Below are 18,199 nucleotides of genomic sequence, written 5' to 3'. Positions count from 1 at the left end.
GTCGTCGGTGACGACCAGCTCGCCCGTCGCCTCCGACACGATGGCTCGCCACGCCCGCTGCAGCAGGCGGTGGGCGCCGACGATGTCGTCGGAACGCCAGGGTCGTGAGGCGTCCAGCGGACCCATCGCCATCTCGTAGACGCGCAGCGTGTCGGCGCCATAGGACGCGTAGATCTCGTCGGGCGTCACCGAGTTCTTGAGACTCTTGCCCATCTTGCCGAACTCGCGGTTGACCTTCTTGACGCCGTTCAGCGTGAAGGTGCCGTCGGCTTCTTCGACGACGTCGTGCGCGTTGACGTACATGCCGCGCTCGTCGGTGTAGGCGGCGGCCTGGATCATCCCCTGGTTGAACAGGCGCTGGAACGGCTCGGGCGTCGACACGTGGCCGAGGTCGAACAGCACCTTGTGCCAGAACCGGGCGTACAGCAGGTGCAGCACCGCGTGCTCGACGCCGCCGACGTAGAGATCCACGCCGCCGGCGGTGCCCGACGAGCCCATCCAGTACCGCTCGGTGGCCGGATCGACGAAGGCGTTCTCGTTGGTCGGGTCCAGGTAGCGCAGGTAGTACCAGCAGCTACCGGCCCACTGCGGCATGGTGTTGGTCTCGCGCAGATACGGCTTGGGGCCGTCGCCCAGGTCCAACTCCACGTTGACCCATTCGGGCGAGCGCGACAGCGGCGGCTCGGGTTGGGCGTCGGGATCGTCGGGCCGGCTGCGGGGCGCGAAGTCGTCCAGCTCGGGCAGCTCGACGGGCAGCATCGACTCGGGCAGCGGATGAGCGACGCCGTCGGTGTCGTACACGATCGGGAACGGCTCGCCCCAGTAGCGCTGGCGGCTGAACAACCAGTCGCGCAGCTTCGTGGTGACGGCACCGGTGCCGACGCCGCGTTCCTCGAGCCACCGGATGATCGTGGCCTTGGCCTCGGCCATCGCCATCCCGTTGAGGAACTCGCTGTTGATGCTGACGCCGTCGCCGGTATACGCCTGGTCGTCGGGCCAGTCCGTGGGCGGCTGCACGGTGCGGATCACCGGCAGCCCGTACTTGGCGGCGAAGGCAAAGTCGCGTTCGTCTTCGGCGGGCACCGCCATGATCGCCCCCGTGCCGTAGCCGGCCAGCACGTAGTCGGCGATGTAGATCGGGATCTCTTGGCCGTTGACGGGGTTGGTGGCGTAGGCGCCGATGAACACACCGGTCTTCTCGCGCGACTCGGCGGTGCGTTCCTGCTCGGTCGTTTTCTCGGCCGCGGCGCGGTAGGCGTCGACCTCGGCGCGCTGCGCGTCGGTCGTCAGCGCGTCGACCAGCGCGTGTTCAGGCGCCAACACCATGAAGGTCGCGCCGAACAGCGTGTCGGGACGCGTGGTGAAGACCTTGATCGGCCCGGCACTGGTGGCGAAGTCGACGTGGGCGCCCGTCGAGCGGCCGATCCAGTTGCGCTGCATCAGCTTCACCGGTTCGGGCCAGTCCAGCGCCTCGAGGTCGTCGAGCAGGCGATCGGCGTACGCGGTGATGCGCATCATCCACTGCGTCAGCGGCCGCTTGTAGACGGGAAAGTTGCCGCGGTCGGAGCGCCCGTCGGGCGTGACCTCTTCGTTGGCCAGCACCGTGCCCAGCCCGGGGCACCAGTTGACCATCGCCTCGGTGCGGTACACCAAGCGGTACGAGTCGATCTCCTCGGCCTTTTGCTTTGGGGACTTATCGGCCCAGCCGGGTTGCTGTTCCAACTCGGCGATCTTCTCGGCGATCGGACGGGCCACGCCTTCGTCGTTGCAGTAGGCGTTGTAGATCTGCAGGAAGATCCACTGCGTCCAGCGCACGAACGCGGGATCGGTCGTGCTCACGGCGCGCCGCTCGTCGTGGGCCAGACCCAGGCGCTGCAACTGCCGGCGCATGTTGTTGATGTTGTTCTCGGTGGTGATGCGCGGGTGCTGACCCGTCTCCACCGCGTACTGCTCGGCGGGCAGGCCGAAGGCGTCGTAGCCGATCGTGTGGACGACGTTGAAGCCTTTCATCCGCAGGTAGCGCCCGTAGACGTCGGTGCCGATGTAGCCCAGCGGGTGGCCGACATGCAGGCCCGAGCCCGACGGGTACGGGAACATGTCGAGGATGAACTGCTTGGGTCGGTCGGCGACCGCGTCCCACCCGTCGCTCAGCGGCCCCGAAGGGTTCGGCACCTCCCACGTGTTGTGGTTGGTCCAGTAGGACTGCCACTTGTGCTCGAAAAGCTCGGCAGCGCGCGCGTCGTACCGGAAAGGCCTTTCGTCGGGAATCGCTTCTTCGTTCATTCGGCCACCATTGCCAGCCAATCGTATGAGGCTTGGCAACGCCGTACGAAGCCGTTTCGCCGTTAGAGGTCGTGACGCGTCGGCCGCCGCGCGCGTCGCGGTCGTAGGCTCGCCCAATAAGAAAGACGCCCACTCTCGTGGGCGTCTTTCTCTTCCATTGTGGACCTGACGGGATTTGAACCCGTGGCCCCTTGACTGCCAGTCAAGTGCGCTACCGGACTGCGCCACAGGCCCTTGGAGTCGCCAAAGATAGCGCGGTCAGGTTCGATGCACGTAGCTGTCGCGCCCGGAGCTAGAGCGTCGGGCACTCTACGGCGGGCGGATTCTCCAGGTTGATGGTCACGAACTCGATGGTCGGCACTTGGGTCGGCAAGCCGCCGCACGCCAGCCCGTAGACCGTCTCGACGCCCGAACACGCAATGCCGAGTGCCCCCGTTCCGCACGGCAAGTTCAGCGCCTCGCTCGCCGCTCCCGAACCCAGCGTGGTCGGCACCACTGCAGCCCCCAGCGCGAAGAGCGCCCCAATCACAAGTTTCCGTCGCACGGACGAACAACGGACCGGAGGGGGAAATCTGGCGCTATTCGGCCGCGGCGATGGCGTCGAGCACGTTGAGATTGGCGGCGCGGCGCGCCGGGAAGAACGCCGCGCCCACCCCGGCGAACCCCGAAAGCAACAGCACGACGATCACCGTGCCGACGGGGAACGACAGCTGCGTCAGGCCCGAGTCACGGAGAGCGCCGACGGCGGCGCTCCCGAAGGCGAGCCCGATCACGATGCCAAGCGTGGCGCCGAGCACGGCGATGATGATCGACTCGTAGCGGATCATCCGCCGCGTCTGGCGGCGACTCGTGCCGATGGCGCGTAGCAGGCCGATCTCGCGGGTGCGTTCGAACACCGACAGCGCCAGGGTGTTGGCGATCCCGAGCAGGGCGATGATGATCGACAGCAGGAGCATGGCCGACACCACGTTGAGCAGACCGCGGATCTGGCCCGCTTGCTGATCGGCGAAGCCCTTCTGGTCGAGCACGTCGATCTGGGGGTAGTCAGGCTTCAGTTCGGTGTCGAGGCGGTGGGCGACGACGGAAGGCGACGCTCCCGGTTTCGTCACCACGAAAACGATGGCGTCCTCCTGCTCCGTGTACACCTGCTGGTACTCGGCCAGGGAGATCATGTAGCTGGCGTTGGTGACCTGGTTGTTGCCGAAGATGCCGCGCACGACCTCGTTGCGTAACGCGCCGGGGAAGCCCATCGACAACGTGTCGCCGACCCGCTTGTGCAGCGTCTTGGCGATGTCCTTGTGCAGCAGCACGCCACCCGGCGCCAGATCGGCGAAGGACCCCTGCTGCACTTCGAGATCGAACACCTTGGCCACCTTGTCGGGCGGCATCGCCAACAGCGTGCGCTTCTTGCCGGCGTACTTGAACTCGTTGTAGCGCAGGGGCACGGCGTCGGCGACGTCTCGGTCGGTCATGACGCGCTGCTCGACGGCCGGATCGATCGGCCCCTGGTTGTTGTTGACGATCACCTGTGCTTTCACGGTGCGGTCGAGCACGACGTGGAGCGACTTGTCGATCGACGATCCCAGCGTGGCGACGGCGGCCACCACCGCGATTCCGATCATGAGGGCTGCGGCGGTCGACGCCGTGCGCTGCGGATTTCGGCGCGAGTTCTCGCGCGCCAGCGTTCCGGGCATGCTGGCGCGTGCCATCGGTGCGCCGAGCAAACCGGCGATGGGCCGCACGACGAGCGGGCTCAGCATGGCGATGCCGAGGAAGACGCCAAAGGCGCCGAGCACGATCCAGAGGAAGCGCAGGGCGACGTCGTTGCCGTACATGCCGTAGCCCAACAAGGCGACGGCGACGGCGGACGCGACGACACCGATGGCGAGTCGGCGCACCGTGAAGTGCGACGCCGCGACATGCGTCTCCTGACGCAGCGCGGCGATCGGCGGCTGGCGCGACGCCCGCAGCGCCGGGAACAGGGCGGAGACCAGCGTGGTAATCGTGCCCACGGCGAACCCGAGGAGGATGGTGCGCGCCTTGAGACCGGCGTAGGCGCCCGGGAGTCCGCCGCCGCCGCTGAGCGCGTTGACGAGGGCCCGCAATCCGGCACCGATACCGAGGCCGGCAACGATGCCGACCGCGGAGGCGACGACGCCGACAACGGCGGCTTCGATGAGCACCGACAACAGGATCTGTGTGCGACTGGCGCCGATCGAGCGCAGCAACGCCAGCTCGCGCGAGCGCTGGGCGACGATGATCGAGAACGTGTTGGCGATGATGAACGCGCCGACGAACAACGCGATGCCGGCGAAGAACAGGATCCCCGTGGTGAAGATCTTCACGCCTTGGTTGATGGCGTCGGCACCCTCCTTCGCCGACGCCGCGCCGGACTGCACCTTGTAGTGCGGACCGATCGCATCCTGGATCGAAGCGATGACGTCGTTGACCGTGTGTCCCGGCGCCACCTTCACGTCGATCCCGTCGTAGGCCGTCCCCTTCTTGAACACCTCCTGCGCCACCGGTAGCGACCACGACACGATCGTGGCGCCGCCGAGATTGTCGGCCTTGCCGAACCCGACGATGCCCACGATGCTGAACGTGCGGACCGGTCCATTCGGGATGACCTTGATCTCGTCACCGACGGCGTAGCCCATCTTGCGGGCCGACACGGCGTCGATCACCACGTCGTCGGGCCCCTTCGGCGCCCGACCCGATCGCAGGCGTAGGGGCGAGAACGGCGCATACGTGGCCCATGACAATCCGAGCGTCGGTGGACCGAGGCCGCCGTAGGGCTTGCCTTTCTTGTCGAGCATTTGCGCGGGGCCCTGAACGTTGCCCTCGGCGACCTCGACGCCGGCCACGTGTTTGACGGTGTCGAACACCGCGGCGCTGATGTTCTCGGTGTCGAGCGTGTCGCTGGCGTCCTGGATCGCGCCACCGGCGCTGCCGGTCGACACGACGATGTCGGTGCCCTTGTTGGCCTCGGCGAAGGTCTTGTCGAAAAACCCGGTGATCGTGTCGCTCAGCACGTAGGTGCCCACGACGAAGCTCACGCCGAGCACGACGGCGATCGCCGTCAGCGCCAGCCGCAGCTTGTACGCGAGCAGCCCTTTGATCGTGGCGCGGAACACCGCTACGCCTTCGCGACGTCGAGGGTGCGCATCTTGTCGATGACCTTCTCGGCCGTCGGTTTCTGCAGCTCGTCGACCACGTGGCCGTCCGCCATGAACACGACGCGGCCGGCGTAACTGGCGGCGATCGGGTCGTGGGTGACCATAACGATCGTCTGTCCGAGATCGGCCACGGCGTCGCGCAGGAACGACAGCAACGCCGCACCCGTGCGCGTGTCGAGGTTGCCCGTCGGCTCGTCGGCGAAGATAACGGCCGGGCGGCCCAGCAGGGCTCGCGCCGCGGCGACGCGCTGCTGCTCACCGCCGCTGAGCTCCGTCGGCCGGTGGCTCAGGCGCGCCCGCAGGCCCACCGTGTCGACGATCTTGTCGAGCCACGCGCCGTCATACTCCCGGCGGGCGAGCTTGGACGGCAGCGTGATGTTCTCGAGCGCCGTCAGCGTCGGGATGAGATTGAAGCCCTGGAAGATGAAGCCGACCTTGTCGCGGCGCATCTCAGTCAGGCGCCGCTCCTCGAGCGTCGTGAGGTCGACTTCGTCGAGCAGCGCCTGTCCGGAGGTGAGCCGGTCGAGGCCGGCGAGGCAGTGCAGCAGCGTCGACTTGCCGGACCCCGATGGACCCATCAGCGCGCTGAACACGCCGTGTTCGAAGTCGACGCTCAAGCCGTCGAGAGCCGTGACTTCGGTCGAACCGGAGCCGTAGACCTTGACGGCGTCTACGGCACGCGAGGCGTACGTGGTGGCGGGCACGCCCGCGCACACTACCGGCCGTCAGCACCGACCCTTCACGATTACGCCATGGCGTGCTGCTGGACCCAACGATCGAGGATCGTCATCAGTTCGTCGATGTCGAGCGGCTTGCTGATGAACGTGTCCATGCCGGCGGCCAGCGCGGCCGCCTGATCGTGCTCCGACGTGAACGCGGAGACGGCAATGATCGGCACGCGCCCGACCGGGCCCGAGTGCTCCCGGATCGTTGCCGTCGCTTCGAGGCCGGTCATGATCGGAAGCTGGCAGTCCATGAGCACGACGTCGTAATCGTTCTCCTCGACGGCGCGAACGGCGTCGACGCCATTGGTCACCGTGTCGACGTGGTAGCCGGCGCGTCGCAACGCTGCGACCGTGATGCGACGACACAACGGGTCGTCCTCGGCGAAGAGCAGGAAGCCGAAGCGCATCTCAGGCTCTGGTTCGGGCTCGGGTTCGGGCTCGAGCTCGGCGACCATGACGGGTTCGGGTTCGGGTTCGGGTTCGGGTTCGGGTTCGGGTTCGGGTTCCGGCTCCGGCTCCGGCTCCGGTTCCGGCTCGACGAACACGACGGGCTCCGGCTCCGGCTCGACGAACACGACGGGCTCAGGCTCCGGCTCCGGCTCCGGCTCGACGAACACGACGGGCTCAGGCTCCGGCTCGGGCTCGACGAACACGACGGGCTCAGGCTCCGGCTCCGGCTCGGGCTCGACGAACACGATCGACTCGGGCGCAGGCCTCGGAGCGGGCGGTGGCACTGCGCTCGCTGCGGGTGCCGCCGCCCGGTCCTTCGCGGGTGTCGCCGCACGCAGCGTCACCGTGAACCAGAAACTGGCGCCGCGTCCGAGTTCGCTCTCGACGCCATAGAGACCGTCGAATTGCTCGACGAGCATGCGCGCCTTGATGAGGCCACGCGTCTTGCCCCGATAGCGGCGCGCCGTCGGATCGGCCCGCACGTCGGGCTCGAAGGCGCGGTAACAGTCGTAGTGCGACAACCCGACGCCGGTGTCGGTCACCGCGACGTACACGACGAATTCCCCGCGACGCTTCTCGACGAGGTTGGCCGTCACGCCGATGCCACCCTCGGCGGTGTAGGTGATTGCATTGTCCAGGAACAGCGCCAGCAGCTCGCGTAGATGCGCGGCGTCACCCTTCACCATTTCGGGCACGTCGTCGGCCACCGTGACGAGCGTCTCGAGGCCTTTGACGGCCGCCGTTTCCTCGTAGGTGGCCAGCGTCGTGCCGATAACGGTGCGCAGGCTGAAGTCCTCGTCGACCAGGTCCGGTGCAACGGCGGCCACCTGGGTGACGCCCAGCAACTCGTTCATGACGGTGAGGAGTCGATCGGCGCACACGTCGAGGTCGTTGTCGCGCAAGCGATCGGCGGCTTCGAGGACGCCGTTGAGCGGGCCGGCGATACGCGTGGTCATCTCGTCGAGGAAGTGCGACGTCGACGCCAGCGTGACAGTGGTGTTCGTGTGCACGTTGGACAGCGACTCGTGGGCCTTACGCAGCTCCGCCCGCTCCGACTCGACAGCAGCGCGCAAGACCTCGCTCGACGCGTGCAGCTTCCACTGGGCGCGGGCGGCAGTTGCGGTGAGCAACAAGGCGGCGGCACCGACGCCGAGCGCGCCGAGGCGCGACTCGTGGAACGAGGCCAACACGACCGAGACGCTGTTGAGCAACACCACGCCGACGAGAGGGTCGAACGTGTCGTTGGCGGCGGCGACCGGCTCGTCCGCGTCCCGTTCGTCCTGGCCCTTCCACACCCGAAGGAGCACGCCGCCGAAGGCGCCGTACGCCACGATGACGCACAGCAGCTGTGACGTCGACGCGGTACCGCCGTGGCGCGACGTGATGACGACGAAGGCGGAGTCGGTAAGGACGCGACACAGGATCGCGAGGCCGAGGGTCATTGCCGCGCGTGTATGGCGCGTCCGGCGCGCGAACAGGCACATCAACACGACGCCGAGTGCAAGATCGACCACCAAGGAGACCTCAGCGGTCAGACGCTGGGGTGAGCTCAACGCGGCTCGCACCACGTAGGGCTGCGCGATGCCGACCCACATCAGCAACGCCATGGCCGCGGTGGCCAGCGTCGCCGCTTCGGTCAGCCCCGGTGTGAATCGACTCTCCTCACCCCGAACCCACAACGCCAAGCCGACGACGACCAGGGCACTCGTGGCGACGAAGGCCACCTGTTGGTGCAGCACCGCGTCGTGTGCACCCCGCCCGACCAGGAACAGGCCGCCCACGCGGACGATTAGGCCGGCTGCGACCCCGGCCATGGCAATCAACCAGCCCCACCGCCGCAGGCGCGCGGTCGGTACCGGGATCTCCGATTCGTTCATGTTGCAGCTCGCTTTCGTGACGGACTCGCCCTGGTCCATCAGCGGCTCTATCGGCAGGTGAAGGGCGCTCAATAGGAACACAACAAATCCCAACGAAATCCCAACAGCACGGCCTCAGGAGTGTCCGAGCAGTTCCGATTGAGTACCCATGGCAACGGGCGCGAGTGAGGGCGCGCTGTCGGCACTACGAGCGAGCGAGGAGCGTCTGAAGCGAGCGCTGCGCGTCGCCCACGTCGGCTCGTGGGAGTGGAACGTCGGCGCGGACACCCTGGTGTGGACCGACGAGCTTTACGAGATTTACGACGTGGAGCCGGCCGAGTTCGAAGCGTCGTATACGTCCTTTCTGAGTCGCATCCACCCTGACGACCGCGCCCGCGTCGACGACATCGTGCGGACGTCCTTCGACACCGGCCAGCCGTTCGTGTTCGAACACCGGATCGTGCGCCGCAATGGCGAGGAGCGCATCGTGCACGCCCGCGGTGAGGTCATCAGGCACAACGGACAGACCGTGCAGATGATCGGCACGGGACAGGACGTAACCGAGGCGCGCCGGCGCGAAGCCGCACTCGCCGAATCGGAGCGCCAACTCGTCGTGGCGCAGCGCCTCGCCAAGTCGGGCACCTGGCGCTACGACATCCCGACCGGCAAGTCGGAATGGTCAGCCGAGTTGTTTCGGCTCTACGACCTCGAGCCGATCCCCGGCCCACAACCACTCGACGTGCTGCTCGCCCACCTCGACCCCGACGACGCCGCCGCCGTGCGCTATCGCACCCTGCGGGCGGCGGCGACGGGCGAAGGGTGGTCAGGCGATGTGCACGTGCGCACCGCGAGCGGCGAGGTGCGGATCCTGTCAGGCACCGCGGAGGTCGAGTTCGACGAGCGCGGCCGGCCGCTGTGCATCCGCGGCACGCGCCAAGACGTCACCGAGCTGCGACGCAACGAGGCGCGTCTGCGCGAATCGGAGGAACGAGCCCATCTGGCGTCGCGTCAGAAGTCGCAGTTTCTCGCCAACATGAGCCACGAGATCCGCACGCCACTCAACGGCGTCGTCGGGATGACGGAGCTGCTGGCCGACTCGGCGCTGACGGCGACGCAACGCGAGCACGTCAATGCGCTCCGGGCCGCCGCCAACAGTCTCGTACACCTCCTCAACGACATCCTGGATCTGTCCAAGATCGAGGCGGGCAAAGTCACTCTCGAAACGGTTGACTGCGACTTGCACGCGCTCGTCGACGAGATGATCGCGTTGTTCAAGGTGGCGGCGGACACGAAGGGGATCGAGCTACAGCGCGCCATCGACCCCACGACACCGCGCTGGGCCCGCATCGACCCAACGCGACTCAAGCAGATTCTCGGAAACCTCGTCGGCAACGCGCTCAAGTTCACCGAGCGCGGCACCGTCGGGCTGCGCTTGCGCCGTGCCGGCGACCGCCTCGAGTTCACGGTGGTCGACACCGGCATCGGCATCCCGCCCGAAGATCAGGAGCGGTTGATGTCGCCCTTCGAACAGGGCGACGCGTCGACGACACGCCGGTTCGGCGGTACGGGCTTGGGCCTCGCCATCTGCCGCGAGCTCACGCAGCTGATGGGCGGCACGATCCGTTGCACGAGTGAGAGCCATGTCGGCACCACCTTCGTCATCGATCTGCCGTTCGTTGCGGGTCACGCTCCGGTGGAGTGCTCTGCGGCACCGGTCATCCCGCTGACGACGACGCACGAAGGCGGCCGCGTGCTGCTGGCCGAGGACACGCCGGTGAACCAGCTCGTGGCGCGGGCGATGTTGGAGAAGTCCGGCTGGTCGGTGCGGATCGTCGAGAACGGTCGAGACGCGCTCGAAGCTCTGTCACAGGACTCCTTCGACGTTGTGATCCTCGATTGTCAGATGCCGGTGCTCGACGGCTTTTCCGCCGCGCGCGCGATTCGCGACATGCCCGAACCGGTGTGCCGGCTGCCGATCCTCGCAATGACGGCAAGCGCGCTGCCCGAGGACCGGCAGCGCTGCCTCGACGCCGGGATGGACGAGTACCTCACCAAGCCGATCAACCGCGCGTCGCTCGACGAGGCCATGGAGCGCGCGCTGGCCAGCCGGGCGCCATGATGCGCCTGCATGATTCTCTGGCCTCCTCCGCAACGCCTCGACCTACGCGCTGACGCGCAGCCTTCGACCGGACCGCTTCCGCCCCAGGGCTACCGCATCGTCGTGCGCGGTGGCGACGCTGCCGTGGAGGCGGCCGACGCCGCCGGCGCCCGTTACGCCGCTTCCACGCTCGCCCAACTCGGACGCGACGTCGTCGACGGCGTCATCGAGGACTGGCCGGCGATCGCGGTGCGCGGAGTCATGCTCGACGTGTCGCGCTGTCGAGTGCCCGCGCTCGACACGCTCAAGGCGTTGCTGGCGCGTCTGGCCTCGTGGAAGATCAACCACGTCGAGCTCTATCTCGAGCACACGTTCGCCTACGCCGGCCACGACGAGGTGTGGCGCGATGCGTCGGCGTACACACCTGAGGAACTGCGCGAGCTCGACCGCTTCGCCGACAGCGTCGGCATCGAACTCACCGGCCAACAGAACTGCCTCGGGCACATGGAGCGGTGGCTGAAGTTCGACCGCTACCGCACGCTCGCCATCTCTCCCGACGGCTTCACGACGCCGTGGGGTGAGTTCCGCGGCCCGTCGACCGCCGACCCCGACAATCCCGCGACGCTCGCCCTCGCCCGCGACCTGTTCGGGCAGTTGTTGCCGAACCTGCGCAGCCGGCGCGCCCACGTCGGCCTCGACGAGCCGTGGGAGTTGAGTTCGGATCGCAGCGGGTCGTGGGTCGGCTATCTCCAGTCGTTGCGCGCCGCTCCCGAGCTGGCCGGCCACCACTTGCTCGTGTGGGACGACGTGCTGGTGCACCATCCCGAACTCCTGCTCGACATTCCCGCCGACGTGACGATCTGCGACTGGGGCTACGAAGCAGCCCAGCCCTTCGACGAGCGCGCCACCGAACTCAAAGCGATGGGCCTGCCCTTCTGGCTCTGCCCCGGCACCTCGACGTGGACGACGGTGGCGGGCCGGTGGACCAACGCGGTGACGAACATCGCGTCGGCGTGCACCGCCGCGGCGGCGAATGGCGCCGAAGGCGTGATGGTCACGGACTGGGGCGACATGGGCCATATCCAGCACCACGTGGTGTCGCATCCGATGTTCGCGTGGGCCGCGGCGTGCGCGTGGAACCCGTCGGCGTCGCCCGACGACATCACCGACGTGATCGGCGAGCTCGGCGAAGCACTGCGTCTCCTCGGCGACGCCCACACCCTCGTCGCCCCGCAGTTGTTCAACATGTCGATCCTGACGCTGCCGATGTACCGGCCCTGGACCCGCTTCGGTCACGGGCCGGCCACCACCGGGATCACCGTCGAAGACCTCGGGCGCTGCGGCGCGCAAGTGGCCCGGGCGCGCGAGCTGGCGGCGCGCACGTCTCCGTCGCTCGAACGCGACGAAGTGTTCGCCACCGCCGACTTGCTGGCGCTGCTGATCGACGACGGCATCGAGCGCGTCAAGGGCGACGGCCGGCTCGGCGCGGCGCCGCCCGAAGTGCTCGCCGACTTCGCCCGACGCGCCCGCGCCCTGCGCGCCGAGCACACCCGGATCTGGAACCTGCGCAACCGGCCCGGCGGCCTGGACGAATGCCTGGCCAACTACGACCGTTTACTCTCGGTCTATGTGCCGGAACATCACGACGCTGCGGGGGCTTGAGCCCGAGGCCACACCCGAAGAGATCGAGGCGGCGGCGCGGCAGTACGTGCGCAAGATCAGCGGCGTCGCCAAGACGTCGGAGGCAACCGAAGCCGCGTTCGAAAAGGCGGTGCGCGCCATCACCAAGGCGAGCACCGAACTCCTCGACGCCCTCCCGCAACGGCGGAACCCGCCGCCGACGCTGCCGCCGCTACGGCGTATCGCGGCGCGCAACACGGCGCCGGCTGTGCACCACCACTAGCGCCAGCGCCGTCAGCACCAGACCGGCCGCGGGACCGTCGCCGCCGGTGGCCGCCAGCACCTCGCCGGCGGCGCTCGTCGGCCGGGTCGTGGTGGTGGTTGGGGCCGGCGCGGCCGGCGCGTTGTAGATGTCGGTTCCGAAGGGGACGAGGCCGTCGGCGGCGGCGAAACCGAGATGCCCGAGACCGAACGCGTCCTCGAGGCTGCGCAGCAACGAGTAGTGGTTGTAGGCGACGGTCGAGACGGTGCCGCCGGCGGTGAAAGGCGACAGCACGACCGCGCCAGTGCGTCCCCCGCCCTGACCGGAAATGCCGGGCCGCGGTGAACCGCCGGGGTTCGGCTGCTCGCCGCAACACGCCGACGCGTCGGCGGTGTCCGACTCGTCGAAGTTGACGACGATCATGCCGGACTTGTAGGCCGGCGACGCCATGATGCGCGGCACCCACGTCTTCAAGAACGTGTCGGCGCTCACGAGACCACCGGGCCGGCCGTCCGCACACGGCGCGTCGTGGCCGTCCTCGCACAGGCTCGGGGTGATGAACGAGAAGTTGGGCGTCGTCGCTTCGGTCGCGAGGTCGTTCACCAGCGGTGGCAGCGGCACGACGCTGGTGGCACAACTGGGCTCGTCGATGATCGAGTGGAAGTACATGAACGGGTTGTGCCGCGTCGCGTAATTGTCCTTCGCCGTCGCGGCCTCGGTGTTGTCCTGATGATTGAGCTTCGGATGGGCGCAGGTTGCGGCTTCACGCGTGAGGTCGTTGCCCATGTCTTGCATGTAGCCCTTCCACGTCAGGCCCTTCGCCTCGAGCTGGTCGGCGATGGTCTTGACTGCGGCGGGGTACACGCAGCCCGCGCCGTAACTCTGGCCAGCGAGGCCAATCGTCCCGGGCACGACGTCGATGTACAGCGGACAGTCCGCCTGCGTCATTGGGTTCGCTCCCTGACCGCTGACCATCGCCACGTAGTTGTCGAGGCTGGCGTGACCCGTCCCGTAGTAGTTCGGCACGAAGACGCCTTGCTTCCGCAGCGTGTCGTTCAGGTAATGCGCCGGTGAACCGGAGCCGAACGTTGTGTCGGCGGCCTCGTTTTCGAGGGTGATGACCCACACGTGCTTGATCGACGGCGGTGTGACCGCGCTCGCCGGCACGCAGAATACGGCGAAAACCGCAGAAAACACGAGCAAAATGGCGACGACCCAACGCACGCGCCGAGCATACGGAGCGTCGGTCGCCTACCCGGAATCGTCGTCGACGACGTTGAGTCCGAGCGCCACGGCGAAGCTGAGGGCCAGCGACACGACCTGCGCCGAGTCGACTGTCGCGCCGCGCAGCGCGTCGGCGCCCCGCAGGTCTTCGAGGCGCGAGCCGCGGAGATCGACCGACTGCAGCCGCGCCTTGGTCCAGTCGCTTCCTCGCAGGTCGCAGTTCTCGACGCGCACCTCGTGAAGCTTGGCGGCGTGGAAGTCGGCGCCGGTGAGCACGGTGTCGTCGAAGGTCACGCGTTCGGCGTCGAGCATCCGAAGGTTCCCCTCGCCGAAGGCGCAGCCCTCGAAGCGCACGTCGCGCAGACGGGCCCCGGCGAAGGTGGCACCGTCCAGGCGGCAGCGCCGGAAGGTGACCGTCTGGAGTACGGGATCTTCGTGCAGCGTCAGCCCCGACAGGTCACAGTCCTCGAAGGTGACGTCGAAGGCGCGCAAGCCCTCGAGCACTGCACCGCTCCAACGGCCGCCGCGCACGACCACGTCACCCATCTCGATTCCTTCGGCGCGCTGACCGACGTAGTCGCCCGTCGCCTCGACCATGGACCACACGTCGTCGTCGACGAGCTCGTCGGGCGCGGGGTCGTAGCCAGGCACCCGCGCACCGTATCTTGAACAGTTCCTATGGCGACCACCGTTACCCCCGACGGCAACACGATCGCGTTCACCGACCACGGTGGCTCGGGTCCTGATCTCCTGCTGGCCCACGCCACCGGCTTCTGTGGCGGCGTGTGGGCACCAATCGCTGATGCGCTGACGGCGGACTTTCGCGTCGTCACCTTCGACGAGCGCGGGCACGGCGCGTCCGAGCCGGCGCCCAACGGCGAATACGACTGGGAAGGGTTCGCCACCGACGCGCTCGCCGTCGTGGACGCCCTCGACCTGAAACATCCCTTCGGCGCCGGCCATTCGTGCGGCGGGGCACTCCTGGTGCTCGCCGAGTTGCGCCGCCCGGGCACGTTCCGTGCGATCTGGGCGTTCGAGCCGATCGTCTACCCGGTCGACGAGCCCGCTGACGTGCAGCCGACGCCTAACGGCAACCGCCTGTCCGACGGCGCCCGGCGGCGTCGCGCCGTCTTCGCGTCGCGCGCCGAAGCCCACGCCAACTACGCGTCGAAGCCTCCGTTGATGTGGCTCGATCCCCGGTGCCTCGACGGTTACGTCGCCTGCGGCTTCGTGGACGAGCCCGACGGGTCCGTGCGTCTCGCCTGCGATCCGGAGAGCGAGGCGCGCACCTACGAAATGGGCGGGCGGCACGGGGCCTATTCGCGCCTGCACGGCGTCGGCTGCCCGGTGGCGCTGGTTTGCGGTGAGACGACCGACGCCATCGGTCCGGCCGCGCTGCCGCTGCTGGCGGCGCGGCTGCCCCACGCGACGGTCGACATCTGGACCGACCACGGCCACTTCGGCTGCCTGGCCGACCCCGAGCGGACGATCGACTCGATCCGCGCGGCCTTCAACGGGTCGTAGGTGGCCTTCGCCGCCGCCGTCATCGCCGTCTTCGCCGCGGCCGCGGGACAGGCCGTGACCGCGATCGGCTTTTCGCTCGTAGCCGTCCCCTTCGTTTCGTTGGCAGTCGGCCCTGCGGCTGCCGTACCGACGATGAACCTGCTCGCCGGCGGCCTCAACATCGTGATGCTGTTACACGAGCGCCAGCACGTCGATTGGCGCGCCGCGCTCCGACTCTTCGTCCCGGCCGCGATCGTGATTCCGATCGTCGGCGTGCTGATCAAGCGGCTGAACACCGACGCCCTCTCGGTCATCAACGGAGTCGCCATCCTCGGCGCCACGGCGCTACTGGCTACCGGCTGGCGCGCGCCACGGCTGCGCGGCCGTCGTGGCGCCGCGCTCGCCGGCGCCACGTCCGGCGCCATGAACGTGGCCACGAGCGTGGGAGGACCGCCCATCGCGATGTACGCCGTGAATGCCGAATGGCCCGCTCAGATGTATCGCCCGACGGTGCAGGCGTACTTCCTTGCGATCAACATCCTCAGCTTCGCCGTCCGCGGGCTGCCGCACGTCAAGCACGCGTCGTTGTTCCCGGCGCTGGCGCTCGTGACGGCGCTGGGATGGGCGAGCGGCAGCCGTGTCGCTCGCCGCGTTGACGACCACGTCGTGCGCAACGCGCTGCTCGTCGTCGCCGCCATCGGCGGCGCCGTCGCCGTCCTCCGAGGCCTCATTTAGTCGCGTCTACCTGCGAAAACGTGGTGTTTTTCTAGGCGTCGGTCACGGGTCGTGCGGTTCGTGGTTGGCGGACAAGTGCGAGATCAGCCGGACTGACGCGTTCCGAAAGCTGCATTTGTCGCGGGAGTTGATGCGCCGGCCGGTGGTGCGCGCCGCGTTCGAGGCCGGGTTGCGGTACACGAAGGTGGTGTGGCTGGTCCGCCTCGACGGCCTCGACGACGAACGCGACGCCTACGGTGAGTTCCTGCGCCGCAACGAAAATGGGGAAGAGTCCACATTGTGGACTGATGCTGGGAAAACGCCCGACGCCGATCCGTTCGCCGACACCGCCACCGAGGAGAACCCGCGGCCACAGCGGGCGCAGCGGGCTGGACTGGCTGTTCGATCTGCTCGAGGAAGCCGCGCTCGCCGATCCGAAGAAGCTCGACCCCTACGTCGCCGCGGTCGGCGTCACCATCCTGTACGAAGACCTCATCAACGCCACCGGCAACGGCCTCAGTTCACAGGGCTCGACGTTAACCGGCGAAGCCGTGAGGCGTCTGGCCTGCGACGCCGACATCCACCGCATCGTCGTCAAAGGCCAATCCGAGATCCTCGACTACGGCCGCGGCGAACGCCTCTTCAACCGCCTGCTACGCCGCGCCCTGCGGTTCCGGCACGGCCACGTGTGCGGCGTGCGCGGCTGCGGCCGGCGCATCACCCAGATCCATCACATCGACTGGTGGGAAAACGACGGCGAAACCAGCATCGACAACGGCATACCGCTGTGCTCCTACCACCACCACCTCGTGCACGAAGGCGGATGGAACATCGCCTGGAACCCCACCACCGGCACCGTCACCCTCGAAGGACCAAGAGGCCAAACCCTCCAAACAACCGCCAGCTTCCTCAGAGCGGCCTAAGTCGCGGCGGGGAACTCGGCGTCGTTGGCGGCGCGGATCGCCTTGAGCATGTCGGCGCGCACGCGTTCTTTGGTGCCGCGGTGCGCGTCCATGTTGAGGGTGGACGCGAACCGCGCTGCCACCTCGCGCGCGGTGGTCATGAGCTGATCCTCGGGCACGACGGCGTCGAGCACGCCCGCCGCGACCGCTTCGTTCACCGCGATCGGCTCGGCGAGGTCGAGCATGCGCTGGTACGCGTTCTTCGTGAGCCGGTGACGCGTGATCTCGATGGCGGCCCACGGCAGCGTCATGCCGATCTGCACCTCGTTGGCCACGAGCTTCACCGGCTTGTCGACGCCGATGCGGTAGTCGCCCGACAGCAGCAGGAAGAACCCCATGGCGATGGCGTGGCCCGACGCCGCGATCACGACCGGCGTCGGGAACGACAGCAGCCGGCAGCTGAGGTCGAACCCGCCGCGCAGCATCGCTACCGACTCGGGGCCGGGCGTCGTGATGATCGACAGGTCGAAGCCCGCCGACAGCGCCTTCTGGTTGCCCGTCAGGATCACGACGGCCTGATCGGCCTCGGCCTTGTCGAGCGCAGCGTTGATCTCCGCCTGCATGTCGGGCGACAGCGCGTTGACCTTGCCGTCGTCCATCGTGATCGTGGCGACGCCGCCGTCGCATTCATAGGTAACCCGTGCCATGCCGGGCGAGGTTATTGCGGAGGCGTCAGCGCTGGCGCTTCTTGCCCTGTGCCGTCGCGGTGGAAGGGCGGGGCGGGGCCAGCGCCGCTTCAGTCACCGCGAACACGCCGGGGGCGTAGGTGGCGATCGCGTCGCGGCCGATCTGGGTGACCGACATCAGCAGCGACAGGAAGATCGACACGAGGCCGCTGCCGACGGCGTAGGGGTCGATGTCGCTGCGGATGAGATCGGTGAGCTGCTCGGCCCGCAGCCGTTCGCCCACGACCTTGCGCAGTTCCTCGAGCGCCGGGATGGCGAGCACGCGTTCGGTGACGTCGGGTTCGAGCCCGGCGAGGAGGCGCTGGGCCAGCGGGTGCATCTCGAGGGCGTCGACCAGTGTCAGCAGCAGCGTCGAACGCCACTCCATCTCCGTCACGTCGTGCAAAGAGTTGAGATGGTCGACGGCGAGTTGGATCAAGTCCGCGGCGTCTTCGTCGACGGCGGCGAGGAAGAGTGCTTCCTTGTTGGGGAAGTAGGCGTAGGCCAGCGTGCCCGACACGCCGGCGTCGCGGGCGATGTCGGCCACCGACGTGGCGCGGAAGCCGTCGCGGGCGAAACGGGCGATGGCGGCGCGCAGGATCGCGTTACGAGTCTGCACTCCCTTGGTCTGGGCGCCCTTCGTCATGTCAACAGATTACCA

The 18,199-nt window shown here is 68.1% G+C and carries 15 protein-coding genes and 1 tRNA gene; 6 read left to right on the top strand and 10 right to left on the bottom strand.

Annotation, left to right across the window (positions count from 1 at the left end; translation table 11 throughout):
• The 6 genes from leuS to VHC63_08630 all read right to left on the bottom strand — a co-directional run.
• Positions 1 to 2,283, bottom strand: a 2,283-nt coding sequence (gene leuS, locus VHC63_08655) for a leucine--tRNA ligase (protein ID HVV36659.1), incomplete at its 3' end; no start/stop codon positions are given.
• 160 nt (positions 2,284 to 2,443) lie between these two features.
• Positions 2,444 to 2,517, bottom strand: a tRNA-Ala gene (locus VHC63_08650).
• Between the two features lie 58 nt (positions 2,518 to 2,575).
• The gene (locus VHC63_08645) at positions 2,576 to 2,776 is read right to left on the bottom strand and encodes a hypothetical protein (GenBank protein HVV36658.1); all 201 of its coding nucleotides are present in this window, start codon (positions 2,774 to 2,776) and stop codon (positions 2,576 to 2,578) included.
• An 85-nt stretch (positions 2,777 to 2,861) separates the two neighbouring features.
• Positions 2,862 to 5,417, bottom strand: coding sequence for an FtsX-like permease family protein (locus VHC63_08640; GenBank protein ID HVV36657.1), 2,556 nt, complete (start codon positions 5,415 to 5,417; stop codon positions 2,862 to 2,864).
• A gap of 2 nt (positions 5,418 to 5,419) precedes the next feature.
• The gene (locus VHC63_08635) at positions 5,420 to 6,163 is read right to left on the bottom strand and encodes an ABC transporter ATP-binding protein (GenBank protein ID HVV36656.1); all 744 of its coding nucleotides are present in this window, start codon (positions 6,161 to 6,163) and stop codon (positions 5,420 to 5,422) included.
• Between the two features lie 41 nt (positions 6,164 to 6,204).
• Positions 6,205 to 8,511 carry a hybrid sensor histidine kinase/response regulator gene (locus VHC63_08630; GenBank protein ID HVV36655.1) on the bottom strand — a complete coding sequence of 769 codons (2,307 nt, stop codon included), beginning with the start codon at positions 8,509 to 8,511 and terminating at the stop codon, positions 6,205 to 6,207.
• Positions 8,512 to 8,659: 148 nt separating this feature from the next.
• Between VHC63_08630 and VHC63_08625 the strand changes: the two genes are divergently transcribed.
• Genes VHC63_08625 through VHC63_08615 form a run of 3 tightly spaced genes read left to right on the top strand, consistent with a single transcriptional unit; the run spans position 8,660 to position 12,491 of the window.
• Entirely contained in the window at positions 8,660 to 10,609 is a 1,950-nt protein-coding gene (locus VHC63_08625) for an ATP-binding protein (protein HVV36654.1), read from the top strand.
• A 9-nt stretch (positions 10,610 to 10,618) separates the two neighbouring features.
• Entirely contained in the window at positions 10,619 to 12,250 is a 1,632-nt protein-coding gene (locus VHC63_08620) for a family 20 glycosylhydrolase (protein HVV36653.1), read from the top strand.
• Positions 12,216 to 12,491 carry a DUF2277 domain-containing protein gene (locus VHC63_08615; protein HVV36652.1) on the top strand — a complete coding sequence of 92 codons (276 nt, stop codon included), beginning with the start codon at positions 12,216 to 12,218 and terminating at the stop codon, positions 12,489 to 12,491. The genes VHC63_08620 and VHC63_08615 overlap by 35 nt, the downstream gene beginning before the upstream one ends.
• On the opposite strand, the gene VHC63_08610 is transcribed toward VHC63_08615, so the two are convergent.
• Positions 12,441 to 13,694, bottom strand: coding sequence for an alkaline phosphatase family protein (locus VHC63_08610; GenBank protein HVV36651.1), 1,254 nt, complete (start codon positions 13,692 to 13,694; stop codon positions 12,441 to 12,443). The two genes, VHC63_08615 and VHC63_08610, sit on opposite strands and share 51 nt — an antisense overlap.
• A gap of 27 nt (positions 13,695 to 13,721) precedes the next feature.
• The gene (locus VHC63_08605; protein HVV36650.1) at positions 13,722 to 14,345 is read right to left on the bottom strand and encodes a pentapeptide repeat-containing protein; all 624 of its coding nucleotides are present in this window, start codon (positions 14,343 to 14,345) and stop codon (positions 13,722 to 13,724) included.
• Between the two features lie 27 nt (positions 14,346 to 14,372).
• Between VHC63_08605 and VHC63_08600 the strand changes: the two genes are divergently transcribed.
• From VHC63_08600 to VHC63_08590, 3 genes are all read left to right on the top strand, one after another.
• The gene (locus VHC63_08600) at positions 14,373 to 15,218 is read left to right on the top strand and encodes an alpha/beta hydrolase (protein HVV36649.1); all 846 of its coding nucleotides are present in this window, start codon (positions 14,373 to 14,375) and stop codon (positions 15,216 to 15,218) included.
• Positions 15,219 to 15,932 carry a sulfite exporter TauE/SafE family protein gene (locus VHC63_08595; protein HVV36648.1) on the top strand — a complete coding sequence of 238 codons (714 nt, stop codon included), beginning with the start codon at positions 15,219 to 15,221 and terminating at the stop codon, positions 15,930 to 15,932. It abuts the gene before it with no gap.
• A 287-nt stretch (positions 15,933 to 16,219) separates the two neighbouring features.
• A complete protein-coding gene (locus tag VHC63_08590; protein HVV36647.1) occupies positions 16,220 to 16,834 on the top strand; it encodes an HNH endonuclease signature motif containing protein in 615 nt (204 codons plus the stop codon).
• On the opposite strand, the gene VHC63_08585 is transcribed toward VHC63_08590, so the two are convergent.
• The gene (locus VHC63_08585; protein HVV36646.1) at positions 16,831 to 17,520 is read right to left on the bottom strand and encodes a crotonase/enoyl-CoA hydratase family protein; all 690 of its coding nucleotides are present in this window, start codon (positions 17,518 to 17,520) and stop codon (positions 16,831 to 16,833) included. The genes VHC63_08590 and VHC63_08585 overlap by 4 nt on opposite strands.
• A gap of 25 nt (positions 17,521 to 17,545) precedes the next feature.
• Complete coding sequence (locus VHC63_08580; protein HVV36645.1) at positions 17,546 to 18,184, bottom strand: TetR/AcrR family transcriptional regulator; 639 nt, start codon at positions 18,182 to 18,184, stop codon at positions 17,546 to 17,548.
• Positions 18,185 to 18,199: the final 15 nt, after the last annotated feature.

This window comes from Acidimicrobiales bacterium, assembly GCA_035546775.1.
Classification (GTDB): Bacteria; Actinomycetota; Acidimicrobiia; order Acidimicrobiales; family JACCXE01; genus JACCXE01.
The sequence above is the reverse complement of the archived record's forward strand: the minus strand, read 5'-3'. Positions and strand labels throughout refer to the sequence as shown.